We start from the raw sequence: 18,501 nt of genomic DNA, 5'->3' as shown, positions 1-18,501 counted from the left end.
GCTCACAGGCCCCCGTAGTTGTCTTCGCGGATCACGCGCGGGGTGATCTCGCGCGGCTCGATGGTCACCGGCTGGTAGACCACGCGCTTCTGCTCGGGGTCATAGCGCATCTCGACGTGACCCGACACCGGGAAGTCCTTGCGCATCGGGTGACCGATGAAGCCGTAATCGGTCAGGATGCGGCGCAGGTCCTCATGACCCTCGAAGATGATCCCGTACATGTCGAACGCCTCGCGCTCGAACCAGTTGGCGGCGTTCCAGATCGGGGTCACCGCGGCCACCGACGGGAAGTCGTCCTCGGGCGCGAAGACCTTCACGCGCAGGCGCCAGTTCTTGTTGATCGACAGCAGGTGCGACACGACCGCGAAACGCGCGCCGTCATAGGCACCATCCTTGTAGGTCGAGTAGTCCACGCCGCACAGGTCGATCAGCTGCTCGAAGCGCAGCTCCGAGTGGTCGCGCAGCAGCTTGGCCACGGCGAAGTAATCCTTGGCCGCGACGGTGATGGTGATTTCGCCCAGCTCGCGCTTGAGCGCCACGATCTGGTCGCCCAGAACGGATTGCAGCGCCGCCTGCAGGGTGTCGAGTTTCATGGTCATGGGAATCAGCCTGCTTCTGCTCAGCGAGCGATGGTGTTCTCGCGACGGATCTTGGCCTGCAGCTGCAGGATGCCGTAGAGCAGCGCCTCGGCGGTCGGCGGACAGCCCGGGACATAGACGTCGACCGGGACGATGCGGTCGCAGCCGCGCACCACCGAGTAGCTGTAATGGTAGTAACCGCCGCCGTTGGCGCAGCTGCCCATGGACAGCACCCAGCGGGGTTCGGCCATCTGGTCGTAGACCTTGCGCAGCGCCGGAGCCATCTTGTTGCACAGCGTGCCGGCCACGATCATCAGGTCGGACTGGCGAGGGCTCGGACGGAACAGCATGCCGAAGCGGTCGATGTCGTAACGGGCCGCGCCCGCATGCATCATCTCGACCGCGCAGCAGGCGAGACCAAAGGTCATCGGCCACAACGAACCGGTCTTGGACCAGTTCACCAGCTTGTCCAGCTGGGTGGTCATGAAGCCTTCCTTCATTACGCCTTCGTTACCCATATCGAATTTCCAATCTTTCGAGATCAGCGGAGAAGGACCCTCGAGCCGCGGCAGCGAACACGCATTGACGCCACCTTGACGCGTTGCCCTTCCCTAACGGACACGCGCCCTGAACGGGCGCCGTGTCCTGATGCGTTCACGGGCCCGGTGCGTCACACACGGGCCCGCCGTCGGGTCGTCACTCCCAGTCGAGCGCGCCCTTCTTCCATTCGTAGGCGAAGCCCACGACCAGGATGCCCAGGAAGATCATCATCGCCCAGAAGCCCTCAGGACCGATCTCGCGCAGCGAGACCGCCCACGGGAACAGGAAGGCGATTTCCAGATCGAAGAGGATGAAGAGGATGGCGACGAGGTAGTAGCGCACGTCGAACTTCATGCGCGCGTCCTCGAAGGCCTCGAAGCCGCACTCGTAGGGGCTGTTCTTCGCCGCGTCAGGGCGACGCGGGCCGGCCAGGAAACCCAGCACTTGCGGGGCGATACCCACTCCGCAACCGACCAGGATGAAAAGGATGACGGGCAGGTATTGTTCCAGGCTCACGACTTGCTCTCGTTGTATGGCCGGGTCCGATATTGGCGCAGGCGCGCTGCAAAACCGATTCCCGACGTGTCACCGAAGTTTGGCGGGCCGGGGCCGACCAACGATTCGGCAAAAGCAACGGGCGCGCCGCCAGCGATTATCCAATCGCTCACGGACCGCGCCCGCCTTGTCCCCAGGGTTTTCGCACACGCGTTTCGCGTCGCTGGTCTCCCTGGGTCCTTCGCCCTGCTTGTTCACTTCGATCCGGCTTTCCGGCTAGATCGTGAAGACCATGGCAGGCCGATTTATTCTGGTGCCGACGGCGAGACTCGAACTCGCACAGCTTTCGCCACTACCCCCTCAAGATAGCGTGTCTACCAATTTCACCACGTCGGCTTGTGTCACCCTTCAGTGACTTGTCTTGACGGCTCGCGTTTCAGACAGCCTCGAATTCTATACAGCTTTCTGAGGCCAAATAGAAAACCAAAGCAATTTTCTTCAGGTCCTTGCGCTTGCCGCCCACGTCTGTCAGTTGGACGCGCCGGAGGCAGGCGCGGCCGGAGCGATCGACGCGCCCGGCAGCACGGCGGCCGAGGCCGGTGCGGACGGGGTCGCGGCGCGGTCCAGCAGCTGTTCGCCGGCGGACGGGCCCGAGCCGATGCCGCCGTCACGATGGCTGCCCATGTAGGCCAGCGCCAACGTGGCGACGAAGAAGATCGTCGCGGCGACCGCGGTCGAGCGCGACAGGAAGTTGGCGCTGCCGGTCGCGCCGAACAGCGAGCCCGAGGCACCGCTGCCGAACGAGGCGCCCATGTCCGCGCCCTTGCCATGCTGCACCAGCACCAGACCGATCATCGACAGGGCCGCGATCAGCTGCAGCACCAGCACGAGGTTCATCATCACTTGCATTGCTTCTTTCTCCAGGAACCTTGAACGCCGGGCTTCAGCCGGCCGCGCGGCAGATCGCCGCGAAATCCGCCGCCTTCAGCGCGGCGCCTCCGATGAGGCCGCCGTCGATGTCGGGCTGCGCAAACAGTTGGACGGCGTTGTCGGGCTTGACGCTGCCGCCGTACAGGATCTGCATCTGATCGGCCTTCTGCGTGGCCGCGCGCAACTGCTGACGCAGCAGCGCATGCACATGCTGGGCTTGCTCGGGCGTGGCCGTCAGGCCGGTGCCGATCGCCCAGACCGGCTCATACGCCACCACGATCTCGCCGATGCAATGCGTCAGCGTGTGGATCACGGCCGCGAGCTGGCGCTTGACGACTTCCTCGGTGCGGCCCGCCTCGCGCTCGGCCAGCGTCTCGCCGACACACACGATCGGCGTGACGCCATGCGCCAGCGCGGCCTTGGCCTTGTCGGCGACCAACTGATCGCCTTCGGCGTGGTACGCGCGGCGCTCCGAGTGACCGACGATCGCGTAACGGCAACCGAGGTCCGCCAGCATCGCCGACGAGACCTCGCCCGTGTAGGCGCCCTGCTCGTGCGTGGAGACGTCCTGCGCGCCGTACGCCACCTGCGTGCCGGTCAGCGCGAGCGCCGTGTCCGTGATGTACGGGAACGGCACGCACACGGCGACCTGGGCGTTCCACGGGCCCGCTTCCTTGAGGCCCGCCAGCAGCACGGCGTTGGATGCACGGGTGCCATGCATCTTCCAGTTGCCGACCACCAGTTTCTTGCGCATCAGATCAACTCCCTTGAATCCGGAACTTCTGAAAAATCCTGCAGCTGAGCGAAACCGCCCACCCGCTCACCAGCTCAGCACGATCTTGCCGACGTGCTCGCCCGATTCCATCAGCGCGTGCGCCGCGGCGGCTTCCGACGCCGGCAGCTGCCGGTAGATCACCGGCGCGATCGCGCGGGACTCGAGCAGCGGCCAGACCCGCTCGCGCAGCGCGCGGGCGATGCCGGCCTTGAACGCGATCGGACGCGGACGCAGCGTGGAGCCGGTGATCGTCAGGCGGCGGCGCAAGACCTGGCCCGCGTCGAACTCCGCCTTCACCCCACCCTGCACCGCGATGATCACGGCGCGGCCGTCGTCGGCCAGGCACTGCACATTGCGCGCGACATAGCTGCCGGCGACCATGTCCAGGATCACATCCACGCCACGGCCATTCGTTGCGGCCTTCACGGCCTCGACGAAGTCCTCGTCGCGATAGTTGATCGCGACATCGGCGCCGAGCGCCAGGCAGGCCTTGGCCTTGTCCGCGTTGCCGACGGTGACCAGCACCGTCGAGCCCAGCGCCTTGGCGATCTGGATCGCCGTGACGCCGATGCCGGAGCTGCCGCCATGCACCAGCAGGCTCTCGCCCGGCTGCAGGCGGGCCCGCTCGAAGACGTTGCTCCAGACGGTGAAGAAGGTCTCCGGCAGGCTCGCCGCCTCGACCATCGACCAGCCCGCGGGCACCGGCAGGCACTGGGCCACCGGCGCGACGCACCGCTCGGCGTAACCGCCGCCGGCCACCAGCGCGCAGACCGCGTCCCCGACCTTCAGGCCGGCCTCGGCCAGCGCCTGCGCGTCACCCGACTCGACCACCCCCGCGACCTCCAGTCCCGGCAGGTCGCTCGCGCCGGCGGGCGCCGGATAGGCTCCCTTGCGCTGCAACACGTCCGGACGGTTGATGCCGTAGGCCGACACGCGGATCAGGCACTCGCCCACCCCGGCGACGGGGTCGGCGCGTTCGATCAGCTGGAGGACCTCAGGTCCTCCGGGCTGGGTGATGGCGATGGCCTTCATGGGGCGATGCGCGGGCGTCGTGGCCGGAGACCGGGCCGATTACTCGGCCGAGCCTTCGCCGTGATGCGGAGCGGCCGGGGCCGCGTCGCGGTCCAGCAGCGCCTTCATCGACAGCTTGATGCGGCCCTTCTCGTCCGTCTCGAGGACCTTGACCTTGACGATCTGGCCTTCGCTCAGGAAGTCGGTGACCTTCTCCACGCGCTGGTGGGCGATCTGGCTGATGTGCAGCAGACCGTCCTTGCCCGGCAGGATGTTGATCAGCGCGCCGAAGTCCAGGATCTTGGTGACCGGGCCTTCGTAGACCTTGCCGATCTCGGCTTCCGCCGTGATCTGCTCGATGCGCTTCTTGGCCAGCTCGGCCTTGTCGCCATCGGTCGACGCGATCGTGATCGTGCCGTCTTCGGCGATGTCGATCTGCGTGCCGGTCTCTTCGGTCAGCGCGCGGATGGTCGCGCCGCCCTTGCCGATCACGTCACGGATCTTCTCCGGATTGATCTTCATCGTGTACAGGCGGGGCGCGAACTGCGAGATCTCGGTGTTGGCCGAGCCCATCGCGTCGACCATCTTCTCCAGGATGTGCAGACGCGCTTCCTTGGCCTGCGCCAGGGCGACCTGCATGATCTCCTTGGTGATGCCCTGGATCTTGATGTCCATCTGCAGCGCGGTGATGCCCGCGGTCGTGCCGGCCACCTTGAAGTCCATGTCGCCCAGGTGATCCTCATCGCCCAGGATGTCGGTCAGCACGGCGAAGCGGTTGGCGTCCTTGATCAGGCCCATGGCGATGCCGGCGACGTGCGCCTTCAGCGGCACGCCGGCGTCCAGCAGCGACAGGCAGCCGCCGCAGACCGAAGCCATCGACGACGAGCCGTTCGACTCGGTGATCTCGGAGACCACGCGGATCGAGTACGGGAAGTCTTCCTTGGTCGGCAGCACTGCGACCAGCGCGCGCTTGGCCAGGCGGCCGTGACCGATCTCGCGGCGCTTGGGGCTGCCCACGCGGCCCGTCTCGCCGGTGGCGAACGGAGGCATGTTGTAGTGCAGCATGAAGCGCTCGGAGTACTCGCCGGCCAGCGCGTCGATGGTCTGCGCGTCGCGGTCGGTGCCCAGCGTCGCGGCGACCAGCGCCTGCGTCTCGCCGCGGGTGAACAGCGCCGAGCCGTGAGCGCGCGGCAGCACGCTGTTGCGGATCTCGATGGCGCGCACGGTGCGGGTGTCGCGGCCGTCGATGCGGGGCTCGCCGGCCAGGATCTGGCCACGCACAATGCGGGCTTCGATCTCGAACAGCAGGCCGTCGACTTCCACGCCGTCGAAGGCAGTGCCTTCTTCGGTCAGGGCGGCCTTGACCTTGGCGTAGGCGCTGCGGCAGGCCTCGGTGCGGGCCTGCTTGGAGCGGATCTGGTAGGCGGCGCGCAGCTCTTCCTCGGCCAGGGCGGTGACCTTGGCGATGAAGGCTTCATCCTTGGCCGGCGCGGTCCAGTTCCAGGACGGCTTGCCGGCTTCGCGGACCAGCTCGTTGATCGCTGCGATGGCGATCTTGCCCTGGTCGTGACCGTAGGTCACGGCGCCCAGCATGATGTCTTCGCTGAGCTGGTCAGCTTCGGATTCGACCATCAGCACGGCGGCTTCGGTGCCGGCGACGACCAGGTCCAGCTTGGAGTCGATCAGCTGGGTCTTGCCCGGGTTCAGCACGTACTCGCCGTTGACGTAACCCACGCGCGCGGCGCCGATGGGGCCGTTGAACGGGATGCCGGAGATGGCCAGCGCGGCGCTGGTGGCGATCAGGGCGGCGATGTCGGCCTGGACTTCAGGATTCAGCGACACCGTGTGCACCACGACCTGGACTTCGTTGAAGAAGCCTTCGGGGAACAGCGGGCGGATCGGGCGGTCGATCAGGCGCGAGGTCAGGGTCTCGAGCTCGCTCGGACGGCCTTCACGCTTGAAGAAGCTGCCGGGGATCTTGCCGGCGGCGTAGGTCTTCTCGATGTAGTCGACGGTCAGCGGGAAGAAGTCCTGGCCGGCCTTGGGCGAGGACTTGGCGACGACGGTCGCCAGCACCACGGTGTCCTCGATGTTGACCAGCACGGCGCCGGAGGATTGACGGGCGATCTCGCCGGTCTCCATCACGACTTGATGCGGACCCCATTGGAAGGTCTTCGTGACCTTGTTGAACATGCTCATTCGAGTTCTCCTCAGTTCAGGCATGCGCCGCTCGCGGTGCGGCGCGAAACCGGGAGTGAAGCTGGGTTTGGCGGGATGCCATTCCAGAGCGCCTGCTTGACCGGTCCTTGCCGGCAAGCGCATTGGAATGACACATCACTGCCACGTCAGCCCGACTCCGTCTGTCGGATCGCCGGGTTTCCCACCACGGGAAGGCCCGGCGCGGCGGCCGGCCGGAACACTCCGGCGGCGGCTCGCAGAAACGACAAAGAGCCTGTTGGAATGGGACCAATCAGGCTCTTTGCATTCACGCGCGAATTACTTGCGCAGACCCAGCTTCTGGATCAGGGCGGTGTAACGCTCGGCGTCCTTGTTCTTCAGGTAGGACAGCAGGCTCTTGCGCTTGTTGACCATCTTCAGCAGACCGCGGCGGCCGTGGTGGTCCTTGGCGTGCAGCTTGAAGTGGGGGGTCAGCTCGTTGATGCGAGCGGTCAGCAGGGCCACTTGCACTTCGGGCGAGCCGGTGTCGCTGGCGCTGCGGGCATTGGCGGCGACGATGTCGGCCTTCTTCTGGTTGTCCATGGACATGGTGCGTTCCTTGTTCCGGAATGATTCGGAAGGTCCGCCGGCATGGCCGATGAAGGCGACAAGTGCGCAGACGGTTTCCGAGGATTGACTTGCGGTCACAGGTGAAACCGACCCGTGCCGTGCTCATCGTTCACCCGGACGGACCGGGCAAAACAGCGCGCAGTGTAACCCAGAAGAGTGGCTTTTGGAATTACGCGCTCAGTCGGGCCGCTTCATGCGGCAAGTCGAGGGCTGCGCCGCCTGGTCCGCGTCGAGATATCTCAGCGTGCGGAAACCGTAGCCCGAGCCCTCGTTGTCATGCTGCACGCCGGCCTCGCCCGCTCGCCGCATCACGCTGACGTACAGCGGCTGCTGCAATTGATGGTCGCCGGCGCGCATCACGCCCTGGTGCGCGACGCCCAGCGGGCGGCCGTCCACGCGCAAGCCCTCCAGCGCCGTGGCGACGGCCTTCGGATCGGTCGATCCGGCTTTCTCCATCGCGGCGACGAGCATCTCGATCATCAACTGCATGCGTGCGTGCAGGTAGTCGTGCTCGGGCTTGGGAAAACGCTGGCGGAAGGCGCCGTAGAAGCGCTCCGCAACCGCGGTGCCGGCGTTGGGATGCCATTCGGCCACCGCCAGCACCCGGTCGACGCCGGCCTCGCCCAGCACGCCCGGCACGCCCAGCGCGTTGCCGTAGAAGGTGTAGAAGCGCGCGTCGAGACCGATGTCCCTGGCCGCCTTGATCAGCAGCGTCAGGTCGTTGCCCCAGTTGCCGGTGAGCACCGCCTGCGCGCCGCTGGCGCGGATCTTGGTCGCGTAGGGCAGGAAGTCCTTCACGCGGCCCAGCGGATGCAGCTCATCGCCGACGATGCGCAGATCGGGCCGGCGCGCCGCGAGCATCGCCCTCGCCTGCTCGCGCAGGTGCTGGCCGAAGCTGTAGTCCTGGCCGATCAGGTAGATCGTCTTGAGCCGCTGATCCTGCGCGATGACCTCGACCAGCGCGGCCAGCCGCATGTCGGTGTGGGCATCGAAGCGGAAATGCCAGAAGCTGCATTGCGCGCCCGTCAGCCCCGGGTCGACGGCGGCGTAGTTCAGGAAGAGCGCGCGGCGCGAGGGCTCGCGCGCGTTGTGCTTGTCGAGCGCCGCGATCATCGCGCCCGCCACCGCCGAGCTGTTGCCCTGGAGCACGACCGGGATGCCCTGGTCGGTCGCGGCGCGCAGCAGCGACAACGACTCCTCCACCGAGCCCTTGCTGTCGAAACGCACCAGCGCGAGCGGTCGCGCGCCGCCGGGCAGCTTCACGCCACCGCGCGCATTGACGCGCTCGGTCGCCCAGATCAGGTTGCGGAAGACGGCCTCGCCGCCATTGCCCAGCGGCCCCGAGAGCCCTTCGATCAGCGCGAGCCGGATGGGCTCGGCTGCGGGCTTCGCAGTTGCGACCGCGGGAGCAGCGATCGTGGATGCAGCCATCGCGGCGGTCATCACGGCGGTCATCACGGCGGTCAGCGCGACCGCCGCCCGCCTCGTCCAGCGCCTCACAGCGCGGCCGGGCCGTTCAGCTGCGACAGGTCCCAGCGCGGCTTGACCTCGAAGCCGCCGCCGCGCGTCAGCGCGGCCATGTCGCGCTGCAGCCGAAGCCCGGCGGCCAGCGCGATCATGGCGCCGTTGTCGGTGCACAGGTGCAGCTCGGGGTAATGCACGCGCACGCGGCGCTTCTCGCAGATCGCGTTGAGCTGCTCGCGCAGATGCTTGTTGGCGCCGACGCCGCCCGCGACGACCAGGCGCTTCAGCCCGGTCTCCTTGAGCGCGAGCATCGCCTTCTTCACGAGCACCTCGACGATCGCCGCCTGCGTCGACGCGGCGAGGTCCGCGCGCTGCGGCTCGGTGATGCCGCCGTCCTGGGCCTCGAGCTTGCGGACCTGCGTCAGCACGGCGGTCTTCAGACCGGCGAAGCTGAAGTCGGGCTTGCCGCTGTGCAGCAGCGGACGCGGCAGCGCGAAGGCCTCGGGATCGCCCTGCTCCGCCAGCCTGGACAGATGCGGACCGCCCGGATACGGCAGGCCGAGCAGCTTGGCCGACTTGTCGAAGGCCTCGCCCGCGGCGTCGTCGATGGTCTCGCCGAGCAGCTCGTAGCTGCCGACATCGTCCACGCGCATCAACTGCGTGTGGCCACCCGACACGAGCAGCGCGACGAACGGAAACTCCGGCGGATCGGCCGACAGGAAGGGCGACAGCAGATGGCCCTCGAGATGATGGATGCCCATCACCGGCCGATCGAGTGCCGCGCCCAGCGAGGCCGCCACGCCCGCGCCCACCAGCAGCGCGCCGGCCAGTCCAGGCCCTTGCGTGTAGGCCACGACGTCGACATCGGCCAGCGACAAACCCGCGCTCGCGAGCACCTCGCGCGTCAACGGCAGCACGCGGCGGATGTGATCCCGCGAGGCGAGCTCGGGCACCACGCCGCCGTAGGCCTGGTGCATCGAGATCTGGCTGTGCAGCGCGTGCGCGAGCAGCGCCGGCACGCCGTCGCCCGACGCATCGACCAGAGCCACGCCGGTCTCGTCGCAGGAGGATTCGATGCCGAGGACTCGCATGGGATCAGGCGCCGCTCAATGGTTTTCCTTGGCGTGGTTGATCGAGTACTTGGGGATCTCGACCGTCACGTCCTTGTTGGACAGGATCGCCTGGCAGGACAGGCGCGAGTTGGGCTCCAGGCCCCAGGCGCGGTCCAGCATGTCTTCCTCGTTCTCTTCCATCTCGGACAGCGACGCGAAGCCCTCGCGCACGATCACGTGGCAGGTGGTGCAGGCGCAGACCTGGTCGCAGGCGTGCTCGATGTCGACGTGGTTGTCGAGCAGCGCCTCGCAGATCGTGGTCCCGGGTGGGGCCTCGATGCTCTTGCCCTCGGGCGCGTATTCGGGATGGGGAAGGATCTTGATGACGGGCATGGGATGTCCTTGAAGCTGGCGGCGTCGGCTCGCGTTCAGACCTGATCGATGCTGCGGCCGGTCAGGGCCTGCTGGATGCCGCGGTTCATGCGCGCGGCGGCGAAGGCCTCGGTGCCCTTGGCCAGGGCCTCGACGGCGGCGTCGATGGCATTGGCGTCGGCGACGGCGTCCTCGGCCTGCGCCTTGGCGAGCAGGTCGGCCTGCAGCGCGGCGATCTCGGCGCGCTCGGCGTCGCTGAGCAGGTCGCCGTCGGCGCGCAGCGCGGACTGCGTCGCGAGGATCATCCGTTCGGCTTCCACGCGCGCCTCGCGCAGCTTGCGCGCGGCCATGTCGGCCTCGGCGCTGGCGAAGCCCTCGCGCAGCATGGTGGCGATCTGGTCGTCGGACAGGCCGTAGCTCGGCTTGACCTGCACCGCGGCCTCGACGCCCGAGCCCAGCTCGCGCGCCTGCACGCTCAGCAGGCCGTCGGCATCGACCTGGAAGGTCACGCGGATGCGGGCGGCGCCGGCGGCCATCGGCGGAATGCCGCGCAGCTCGAATCTCGCGAGCGAGCGGCACTCGCTGACCAGCTCGCGCTCGCCCTGCAGCACGTGCACGGCCAGGGCGGTCTGGCCGTCCTTGAAGGTGGTGAAGTCCTGCGCCTTCGCCACGGGGATGGTGGCGTTGCGCTCGATGATGCGCTCGACCAGCCCGCCCATCGTCTCCAGACCCAGCGACAGCGGGATCACGTCCAGCAGCAGGATCTCGCCATCGGCGCTGTTGCCCGCCAGCTGATTGGCCTGCACCGAGGCGCCCAGCGCCACGACCTCGTCGGGGTTCAGGTTGGTCAGCACCTCGCGACCGAAGAGCTCACCCACGACGCGGCGCACGATCGGCATCCGCGTGGAGCCGCCGACCATCACCGTGCCCTGCACCTCGTCGGCGCCGACCTTGGCGTCGCGCAGCACGCGGCGCACCGCCAGCAGCGTCTTGTTGACCAGCGGCTGCGCGAGTTCGTCGAACTGCGCGCGCGTGACCTCGACGTTCAGCGCGCCGGCATCGAGCGCGGCGGCGAGCGTCACGCGCTCGCGGTCCGTCAGCGACTCCTTGGCCTGGCGCGCGGCGACCAGCACGCGGCGCTTGTCGGCGGCGCTGCTCGCGCTGAGGCCCGCCTGCGCCAACGCCCAGTCGGCCAGCAGGCGATCGAAGTCGTCACCGCCCAGTTGCGCGTCGCCGCCGGTGGCCACGACCTCGAAGACGCCCTTCGTCAGGCGCAGCAGCGAGATGTCGAAGGTGCCGCCGCCGAGGTCGTAGACGGCGTAGAGGCCCTCGCTGCCGTTGTCCAGCCCGTAGGCGATCGCGGCGGCGGTGGGCTCGTTGATCAGGCGCAGCACGTTCAGGCCCGCGAGCTGAGCGGCGTCCTTCGTGGCCTGGCGCTGCGCGTCGTCGAAGTACGCGGGCACCGTGATGACGGCGCCGAACAGGTCGTCGTTGAAGGTGTCCTCGGCGCGCTGGCGCAGCGTGGCGAGGATCTCGGCGCTGATCTCGACGGGCGACTTCAGGCCCTCGCGCGTGGCCAGGCTCAACATGCCCGGCGTGTCCTCGAAGCGATACGGCAGCTTGTCGCGGTTGGCGACGTCCTCGACGCGGCGGCCCATGAAGCGCTTCACCGAGACGATGGTGTTCTCGGGGTCCTCGGCCTGCGCGGCCAGCGCGTCGTAGCCGAACTGGCGGCGGCCTTCGGGCATCACACGCACGGCCGAGGGCAGGATCACGCGGCCCGCGTCATCGGGCAGGCACTCGGCCACGCCATGGCGCATCGCCGCCACGAGCGAGTGCGTCGTGCCCAGGTCGATGCCCACGGCGATGCGACGCTGATGGGGATCGGGCGACGCGCCGGGTTCGGAGATCTGCAGCAGGGCCATGGTGTGGGGACGTGTTCTTGGAATGTCGGGGAAGCGGGTTCAGGGCAGCGTGATCAGGACATCCTGATCAGGACAGCGTGTCCAGTCGACGGTCGATGTCGGCGCGGAAGCGCGTCAGGAACATCAGCGCGCGCACGGTCTCGGCAGCGCCCGGGGCGTCGCCGGTCTCATCGAGCTGGCGGCCGGCCTGGGCCAGCAGCGCGCTCTCGCGCTCGGCGACCTGGCGGTCGATGGCCAGGATGGCGTCGGGGGTCTTCGCGTCGTCGAGCGACTCGCGCCACTCCATCTGCTCCATCAGGAACGCGGCCGGCATGCGGGTGTTCTCGTTGGCCTGGATGGGCGCGCCGCGCAGTTCGCAGAGATAGGCAGCACGCTTGAGCGGATCGCGCAGGCGCTGATGCGCCTCGTTGACACGCAACGACCACTGCATCGCCAGGCGCTGAGAGGCCGCGCCGTCCGCGGCGAAGCGGTCGGGATGCACCTTCGCCGCGAGCGCCTTCCAGCGCTCCGCGATCTCGGCGCCGCCTTGCGCGAAGCGCTGCGGCAGCCCGAACAGGGTGAAGTCGTCGTCGTCGAGTTTCATGAACAAAAAAGCGCGGCACCGTGGCCGCGCCCTTTTTCGCGTGCGAGATCAGATTCGGAAGGATTCACCGCAGCCGCAGCGGTCCTTCTCACGCGGATTGCGGAACTTGAAGCCCTCGTTCAGGCCTTCGCGGACGAAGTCCAGCTCGGTGCCGTCCAGGTAAGGCAGGCTCTTCGGATCGATGAGCACCTTGACGCCGTGGCCCTCGAAGATCACGTCCTCGGGGGCGACCTCATCGGCGTACTCCAGCTTGTAGGCCAGGCCGGAGCAGCCGGTGGTCTTGACGCCCAGGCGCACGCCCACGCCGCGGCCGCGCTTGGCGATGTAGCGCGTGACGTGCCGGGCGGCGGCTTCGGTCAGGGTGACGGACATCGCGGGAACCTCAGGCTGCGACGGCAGCGCCGTGCTTGGCGCGATAGTCGTCCACGGCGGCCTTGATGGCGTCCTCGGCCAGGATCGAGCAATGGATCTTGACCGGCGGCAGCGCCAGCTCTTCCGCGATCTGGTTGTTCTTGATGGACAGCGCCTCGTCGAGCGTCTTGCCCTTGACCCACTCGGTGACCAGCGAGCTCGAGGCGATCGCCGAGCCGCAGCCGTAGGTCTTGAACTTCGCGTCCTCGATGAGGCCGGTGGCCGGGTTCACCTTGATCTGCAGCTTCATCACGTCGCCGCAGGCCGGTGCGCCGACCATGCCGGTGCCCACCGATTCGTCGCCCTTGTCGAAACCGCCCACGTTGCGGGGGTTCTCGTAGTGGTCGATGACCTTGTCGCTGTATGCCATGTCAGTTCTCCAACGTCTCTTGTTCAGGTGTCCTGGGGATCAGATCAATGAGCGGCCCACTGGATGGTGCTCAGATCGATGCCGTCCTTGTACATGTCCCACAGCGGGGACAGCTCGCGCAGCTTGGCGACACGGTCCTTGAGCAGCGAGACGGCGTAATCGATTTCCTCTTCGGTCGTGAAGCGGCCGATCGTCATGCGCAGCGAGGAATGCGCCAGCTCGTCGCTGCGGCCCAGGGCGCGCAGCACGTAGCTGGGTTCCAGGCTGGCGGACGTGCAGGCCGAGCCCGACGACACGGCGATGCCCTTGATGCCCATGATCAGCGACTCGCCCTCGACGTAGTTGAACGAGGCGTTGACGTTGTGGGGCACGCGGCGCTCGAGGTCGCCGTTGATGAAGACCTGCTCGATGTCCTTGAGACCGTCCAGCAGGCGTTGCTGCAGCGCCTTGATGCGGGGCAGCTCGGTGGCCATTTCCTCGCGGGCGATGCGGAAGGCCTCGCCCATGCCGACGATCTGGTGCGTGGGCAGCGTGCCCGAGCGCAGGCCGCGCTCATGACCGCCGCCGTGCATCTGCGCTTCCAGGCGCACGCGCGGCTTGCGGCGCACGTACAGCGCGCCGATGCCCTTGGGGCCGTAGGACTTGTGCGAGGCCAAGCTCATCAGGTCCACGGGCAGCGTGGTGACGTCGATCTCGACCTTGCCGGTGGCCTGCGCGGCGTCGACGTGGAAGACGATGCCCTTCTCGCGGCACAGCGCGCCGATGGTCGGGATGTCCTGGATCACGCCGATCTCGTTGTTCACGAACATCACCGAGATCAGGATCGTGTCGGGGCGGATGGCCGCCTTGAGCACGTCCAGGTCGATCAGGCCGTCTTCCTTGACGTCGAGGTAGGTGACCTCGAAGCCCTGGCGCTCCAGTTCACGCGTGGTGTCGAGCACGGCCTTGTGCTCGGTCTTCACGGTGATCAGGTGCTTGCCGCGGGACTGGTAGAAGTTGGCGGCGCCCTTGATGGCGAGGTTGTTGGACTCGGTGGCACCGGAAGTCCAGACGATCTCGCGCGGGTCGGCGCCGATCAGCGCGGCGACCTGGCCGCGCGCGTTCTCCACGGCTTCTTCCGCTTCCCAACCCCAGGCATGGCTGCGCGACGCCGGATTGCCGAAGTGTTCGCGCAGCCACGGGATCATCGCGTCGACGACGCGCGGATCCACCGGCGTGGTGGCGCCGTAGTCCATGTAGATGGGGAAGTGCGGGGTCATGTCCATGGGAACGTTCTTCTTATCGACTACTGAATCGGTATGACGGGGACCGGCGGACCGGGCTCACTTGCTCATCGCGTTGCCGAGCGCGAAGACGGAGTTCGGCGCGGTGATGCGGATGGGCTTGACGACGGGGGTGCTGGAGATGGCGCGCTTGATGGGCGCCTCCTCGACGGTGACGCCCTTGGCGAGCTGGTCGTCGACGAGCTTGCGCAGGGTGACCGAGTCGAGGAACTCGATCATCTTGTTGTTCAGCGCGGTCCAGAGGTCGTGCGTGATGCAGCGGCCGTTGTCCTCGCCCATGCAGTTTTCCTTGCCGCCGCAGCCGGTGGCGTCGATGGGTTCGTCGACGGCGACGATGATGTCGGCGACGGTGATCTCATCGGAGCGGCGACCCAGGGAGTAGCCGCCGCCCGGGCCGCGGGTGGATTCGACCAGTTGATGGCGCCGGAGCTTGCCGAACAGCTGTTCCAGGTAGGACAGCGAGATCTGCTGGCGCTGGCTGATCGCGGCCAGCGCGACGGGGCCGCTGTTTTCGCGCAGGGCCAGATCGATCATCGCGGTGACTGCAAAACGGCCTTTGGTGGTGAGACGCATCGAACTTCTCCTTGGCGCCCGTATCGGGCTTCAGGACATGGAGGCGGCGGCTCGGCTGACGCCGGGTCGACTCACGGAGCAGGGTTAACCCCGCTAAGTCCGACCATTTTACTCAATTAAGAAAAGGCTTGCTCGGGTTAGCCCCGACAGGTGGCGCGGGGGCCTGTTCAGGCCAGGCGGGCGAGCGCGATTTGCGCTAGACGCTGGCAGCCGGACTCCAGGAGGTCCAGCACATGCTCGAAGCCGTCGGGTCCACCGTAATAGGGATCCGGGACCTCGATGTCCCCTGGAAGCAGGGAAATCCGGTGCTGCAACGCAGCAGGACAGCGGCGGCGGAGTTCGCGCAGATGGCCGGCGTCCATGGCGACGAGCAGGTCGAAGCGTTCGAAATCATCGGGGCGAAGCGCGCGCGCCCGCTGGTCGCAGAGCTCATAGCCCCTTTTTCGGGCGTGGTCTTGGGAGCGCTCATCGGGGGCTTCGCCCGCATGCCAGCCCTGAACGCCGGCCGAGTCGACCCGGATCCGGTCGGCGATGCCGAGCGCCTCCAGCTGGTGGCGGAGGACACCCTCGGCGGTGGGGGACCGGCAGATGTTGCCGGTGCAGACGAACAGGATGGAGAGCTCGGGGGTGGGCATGGGGCGAGATTGTGGCGCTCGTCACCGCTCCTCCCCGCCGGAGACCACCGCGATCGCCTCGACGGCCGCCCGTATCACGTGTCGGTGAGCGCGGACCGCGCCCCGTCGGCGAGTGCGAAGGCGGTGATCGATTGGCTCTGTCCCCGGGCCTAGGGGAAGCCGGGGTAGGCGACATCGAGGTCGATGTGATCCGATGCCATCGCCATGACCCACATCCAGTCGCCCGAACAACGCGCGGAACTCGTCGCCAATCTCTTCGCGCTCTCAAGCAAGGAGTACCAGCAACATGTCTGGGTCGAGGGACGTTCCTGGGGGAAGGTCGTCCACGACGAATTCGACTACGCCGTGCACTTCTTCTTCGATGACTCCACGCTTCAGCGGGACCCCTACGACAACATCGGATGGATGCTGCGCGACAGGTCGGAGGCGGATCTGGTCACTGCAGTCATCGAGGCAATCGACGCCGTCTTGGTGAAGCACGGCAACGGTCTCTCGGATGCTGAATACATCGCGACGCCTGAATGGGCGGCGGTGGTCGAAGCGGCAGGGGCAGCCCTGGCGGTCATCCCCGATTCCGAGAAGGTGCCGCTGTGATCGTCGAAGCGGCAGGTGGGCCGCTTAGATTGGGACGCCTGACTGTCCTGTGCGTCGGCGACCGACTGCTCGACCCCTCCGAGCATTGGTCGTCGATTCAAGCGATCGTGGCAGGTCTGTCATCGGGACAGCCGCACCGGTTGATCGAGGCCCTGCGCATTGACTGCGGCGCGGTGAGCCAGACGGCATCCTCATGGGAGCAAGCCCAGGATCTGGTCGCGGCCCCGATCACGCCCCACTCGCTCCTGGTGGCCTACTTCTCGATGGCATCGAGCGCAGGAGCAAGGCAGAGCATCTCGATCGACGCCCGCTCGCAGGCCAGCGTGATCAGCGTCTCGCTCGATGCTGCATGGCTCGGCGACGCGGGCCTGGCGACGCAAGCCATGCTTCGCCTCGCGGCTTGGGCAAGCGGTGTGTTCGACACTGCCGTCCTGGCCTGCGGCCCTGAACTCGACCTCCATGAAGCCCAGAACGCCGAGGGACTACCTGCCATCGAGGCTGCACTCGCGAGCGACTGGAGATGTTGGGCTGCCATGTCCATTCGACGTTTCCGGGAGCGTGCGACATGACGGGAACGAGCGATGCGCGCGGTGCGCCAAGGTCGCAGGCAACGTGAAACCGAGAAGGAAGCGCCATGAGAAGTGAGGGATGGGACACCATCGTATTGAGCGACCCCGACCATGAGCATCTGGTCGCAGAGCTGCACCACGATGCTCAGTTCTTGTTGCTGCTTGACCGCGAGGATGGGCGTGAAGCCGTTTGCATCTCGTTCCCGGACAAGGATGGACGTTTGAGGAACCGAGTTCCCCTGAGCGAGTTCCTGGAACGCTTGAGGGTGGCCGCTGATGACCTGAATCAATGATGAACGAGGTCCCCGCATCGGTCCTGGTGGAAGCCAACCTTTCTGAGATCCTCTCCGAGGTCAGACAACAAGAGCACGTCGACGCAACGTTCCCCAAGGACCTGCTGAGCTTCCCGGAACAGATGGCCCAGGTCCAGGAATGGATCGAACACGCCGGCGAGTACGGCATTGCGTACGAGTCACTCGTGTCGTTGCTGGAGCGATTCCCCTTCAAGCTTTCAAGCCAGCGATCCGTGAAGCTTCTGGAGGTCGGGCTGCTGATGCGCTTCAAGACAGAGCGACCCGAAGACGACCGATTCGACAGCCGCTCTTGACAGCGAGCTGCAGATAAGCCCCATCAAGAATGGGCACACCTCTGAGCGATGGCCATGAAGCAAGGCGTCACAGATTCATGGCGCCAATCAATGCCCGAGGACGTACGCTTCAAGTTCGATTGATCCTGCTCTTCGCCGAACGGTGACCACGCGGGATCACCTTTTGCCTCAGGACTGCGACTTCACCCAGGAGCCTTCAATGAGCCTCACGCAAATCGAAACCGTCCGTGCCGCCCGCCTGCAGCTGATCGACCTCGGCGACGAGAAGACCGCGAAGCTGCTCGAGTGGGCACTGGACACCGACAAGGCGCCGTCGACCGCGCCTGCGACCACGGACAAGCGAGAGACGCCTCCGGCTCGCTGATTGCAGAACGCCCGTGGCGGTCAGCGCGCCTTCCCGCCAACCGGCCAACCCAGCGCTTCGCACCCGCTGGATTCAAACTGCGCCATCACTTCTCCGGCCGTGACTTGCTGAAGCACGTTGCCGGAGAACAGGCTGACCTTTTCGTCACTCCGGATTCCGGCGCTTTTCTTCAACCCCGCGTAGGCATCCGGAAAGTTGCGCCGCGCCACGCACAGCAGGAACAGCCGCCCCTCCGCGTTCGCGCTCGACAACCCGGCGCGAATCTGCTGGGCCGTCCAGTGCGTCGCCACGTCACGCGCGGCCAACTCCTCCGCGGAGACCTGACCTGGCGTTCCCACCGCTCCCCATGCGTAGAAGCGCGCGTCGATGAGCGCGGCGGGAAGCCGTTCCGGCCCAGCGCCTCCCGCCCAAGCCGTCGTCGCGGAGAAGCATCCCAACGCGGCACCGAAGCAGATCGCGCGAGACGCGCGGATTCCAATGTTCATGGGAGCTCGGCGCCAAGCGCCGTGGGGTCGAAAGCAGCCACTCTACGAGTCGCATCGCTGCTCTTCACCCGGAGTTTCACTTGGCTTATTCGAGTGAT

The 18,501-nt window shown here is 66.9% G+C and carries 24 protein-coding genes and 1 tRNA gene; 5 read left to right on the top strand and 20 right to left on the bottom strand.

Translation table 11 applies throughout. The features are described from left to right. Positions 1–2: 2 nt before the first annotated feature. The 19 genes from ACNI65_RS08775 to ACNI65_RS08685 all read right to left on the bottom strand — a co-directional run bounded on the left by ACNI65_RS08775 (position 3) and on the right by ACNI65_RS08685 (position 15,784). Positions 3–599 carry an NADH-quinone oxidoreductase subunit C gene (locus ACNI65_RS08775; RefSeq protein WP_416762442.1) on the bottom strand — a complete coding sequence of 199 codons (597 nt, stop codon included), beginning with the start codon at positions 597–599 and terminating at the stop codon, positions 3–5. 20 nt (positions 600–619) lie between these two features. Continuing rightward, positions 620–1,096 (bottom strand): NuoB/complex I 20 kDa subunit family protein, encoded by a 477-nt coding sequence (locus ACNI65_RS08770; RefSeq protein ID WP_067273441.1) that lies wholly within the window; start codon positions 1,094–1,096, stop codon positions 620–622. A gap of 178 nt (positions 1,097–1,274) precedes the next feature. Further along, complete coding sequence (locus ACNI65_RS08765) at positions 1,275–1,634, bottom strand: NADH-quinone oxidoreductase subunit A (RefSeq protein ID WP_091724279.1); 360 nt, start codon at positions 1,632–1,634, stop codon at positions 1,275–1,277. Between the two features lie 290 nt (positions 1,635–1,924). Further along, a tRNA-Leu gene (locus ACNI65_RS08760) sits at positions 1,925–2,009 on the bottom strand. 132 nt (positions 2,010–2,141) lie between these two features. Beyond that, positions 2,142–2,522: a preprotein translocase subunit SecG gene (secG, locus tag ACNI65_RS08755; protein ID WP_416762441.1), complete on the bottom strand. Its 381-nt coding sequence runs from the start codon at positions 2,520–2,522 to the stop codon at positions 2,142–2,144. Positions 2,523–2,556: 34 nt separating this feature from the next. Beyond that, positions 2,557–3,297 (bottom strand): triose-phosphate isomerase, encoded by a 741-nt coding sequence (gene tpiA, locus ACNI65_RS08750; protein ID WP_416762440.1) that lies wholly within the window; start codon positions 3,295–3,297, stop codon positions 2,557–2,559. Positions 3,298–3,363: 66 nt separating this feature from the next. Beyond that, entirely contained in the window at positions 3,364–4,350 is a 987-nt protein-coding gene (locus ACNI65_RS08745) for an NAD(P)H-quinone oxidoreductase (RefSeq protein WP_416762439.1), read from the bottom strand. Between the two features lie 39 nt (positions 4,351–4,389). Then, positions 4,390–6,528: a polyribonucleotide nucleotidyltransferase gene (gene pnp, locus ACNI65_RS08740; protein WP_416762438.1), complete on the bottom strand. Its 2,139-nt coding sequence runs from the start codon at positions 6,526–6,528 to the stop codon at positions 4,390–4,392. 297 nt (positions 6,529–6,825) lie between these two features. After that, on the bottom strand, positions 6,826–7,095 hold the full coding sequence (rpsO, locus tag ACNI65_RS08735) for a 30S ribosomal protein S15 (RefSeq protein WP_416762437.1): 270 nt from the start codon (positions 7,093–7,095) through the stop codon (positions 6,826–6,828). Positions 7,096–7,293: 198 nt separating this feature from the next. Then, positions 7,294–8,571: a branched-chain amino acid ABC transporter substrate-binding protein gene (locus ACNI65_RS08730; RefSeq protein ID WP_416762436.1), complete on the bottom strand. Its 1,278-nt coding sequence runs from the start codon at positions 8,569–8,571 to the stop codon at positions 7,294–7,296. Between the two features lie 41 nt (positions 8,572–8,612). Beyond that, on the bottom strand, positions 8,613–9,671 hold the full coding sequence (tsaD, locus tag ACNI65_RS08725) for a tRNA (adenosine(37)-N6)-threonylcarbamoyltransferase complex transferase subunit TsaD (protein ID WP_416762434.1): 1,059 nt from the start codon (positions 9,669–9,671) through the stop codon (positions 8,613–8,615). Between the two features lie 15 nt (positions 9,672–9,686). Next, positions 9,687–10,025 (bottom strand): ISC system 2Fe-2S type ferredoxin, encoded by a 339-nt coding sequence (fdx, locus tag ACNI65_RS08720; protein ID WP_343630507.1) that lies wholly within the window; start codon positions 10,023–10,025, stop codon positions 9,687–9,689. A gap of 35 nt (positions 10,026–10,060) precedes the next feature. Beyond that, a complete protein-coding gene (gene hscA, locus ACNI65_RS08715) occupies positions 10,061–11,929 on the bottom strand; it encodes a Fe-S protein assembly chaperone HscA (protein ID WP_416762432.1) in 1,869 nt (622 codons plus the stop codon). A gap of 67 nt (positions 11,930–11,996) precedes the next feature. Then, positions 11,997–12,512, bottom strand: a complete 516-nt coding sequence (gene hscB, locus ACNI65_RS08710; protein WP_416762431.1) for a Fe-S protein assembly co-chaperone HscB — start codon at positions 12,510–12,512, stop codon at positions 11,997–11,999. A 48-nt stretch (positions 12,513–12,560) separates the two neighbouring features. Next, positions 12,561–12,884, bottom strand: coding sequence for an iron-sulfur cluster assembly protein IscA (iscA, locus tag ACNI65_RS08705; protein ID WP_067067084.1), 324 nt, complete (start codon positions 12,882–12,884; stop codon positions 12,561–12,563). Between the two features lie 10 nt (positions 12,885–12,894). Continuing rightward, entirely contained in the window at positions 12,895–13,293 is a 399-nt protein-coding gene (gene iscU / locus ACNI65_RS08700) for a Fe-S cluster assembly scaffold IscU (protein ID WP_416762430.1), read from the bottom strand. Positions 13,294–13,337: 44 nt separating this feature from the next. After that, the gene (locus ACNI65_RS08695; protein ID WP_416762429.1) at positions 13,338–14,558 is read right to left on the bottom strand and encodes an IscS subfamily cysteine desulfurase; all 1,221 of its coding nucleotides are present in this window, start codon (positions 14,556–14,558) and stop codon (positions 13,338–13,340) included. A 57-nt stretch (positions 14,559–14,615) separates the two neighbouring features. Then, positions 14,616–15,149 carry a Fe-S cluster assembly transcription factor gene (locus ACNI65_RS08690; RefSeq protein ID WP_416762428.1) on the bottom strand — a complete coding sequence of 178 codons (534 nt, stop codon included), beginning with the start codon at positions 15,147–15,149 and terminating at the stop codon, positions 14,616–14,618. A gap of 167 nt (positions 15,150–15,316) precedes the next feature. After that, on the bottom strand, positions 15,317–15,784 hold the full coding sequence (locus ACNI65_RS08685) for a low molecular weight protein-tyrosine-phosphatase (RefSeq protein ID WP_416762426.1): 468 nt from the start codon (positions 15,782–15,784) through the stop codon (positions 15,317–15,319). A 204-nt stretch (positions 15,785–15,988) separates the two neighbouring features. On the opposite strand from ACNI65_RS08685, the gene ACNI65_RS08680 reads away from it, so the two are divergent. The 5 genes from ACNI65_RS08680 to ACNI65_RS08660 all read left to right on the top strand — a co-directional run bounded on the left by ACNI65_RS08680 (position 15,989) and on the right by ACNI65_RS08660 (position 17,918). Continuing rightward, positions 15,989–16,378: an SCO4402 family protein gene (locus ACNI65_RS08680; protein ID WP_416762425.1), complete on the top strand. Its 390-nt coding sequence runs from the start codon at positions 15,989–15,991 to the stop codon at positions 16,376–16,378. Further along, positions 16,375–16,947, top strand: coding sequence for a hypothetical protein (locus tag ACNI65_RS08675; RefSeq protein WP_416762423.1), 573 nt, complete (start codon positions 16,375–16,377; stop codon positions 16,945–16,947). The genes ACNI65_RS08680 and ACNI65_RS08675 overlap by 4 nt, the downstream gene beginning before the upstream one ends. A 65-nt stretch (positions 16,948–17,012) precedes the next feature. Beyond that, positions 17,013–17,240: a hypothetical protein gene (locus ACNI65_RS08670; protein ID WP_416762422.1), complete on the top strand. Its 228-nt coding sequence runs from the start codon at positions 17,013–17,015 to the stop codon at positions 17,238–17,240. Next, a complete protein-coding gene (locus ACNI65_RS08665) occupies positions 17,240–17,554 on the top strand; it encodes a hypothetical protein (protein ID WP_416762421.1) in 315 nt (104 codons plus the stop codon). Before ACNI65_RS08670 ends, ACNI65_RS08665 begins: the two co-directional genes overlap by 1 nt. Positions 17,555–17,753: 199 nt before the next feature. Further along, on the top strand, positions 17,754–17,918 hold the full coding sequence (locus tag ACNI65_RS08660) for a hypothetical protein (RefSeq protein ID WP_416762420.1): 165 nt from the start codon (positions 17,754–17,756) through the stop codon (positions 17,916–17,918). A 20-nt stretch (positions 17,919–17,938) separates the two neighbouring features. Here ACNI65_RS08660 and ACNI65_RS08655 read toward each other — a convergent pair whose 3' ends face one another. Continuing rightward, a complete protein-coding gene (locus ACNI65_RS08655; RefSeq protein ID WP_416762419.1) occupies positions 17,939–18,403 on the bottom strand; it encodes a hypothetical protein in 465 nt (154 codons plus the stop codon). Positions 18,404–18,501 lie beyond the last annotated feature (98 nt).

The sequence above is a fragment of the Roseateles sp. So40a genome, assembly GCF_048081605.1.
Lineage (GTDB): Bacteria > Pseudomonadota > Gammaproteobacteria > Burkholderiales > Burkholderiaceae_C > Roseateles.
Note: the sequence above shows the minus strand (reverse complement) of the source record. Positions and strands in the feature narration are given on the sequence as shown.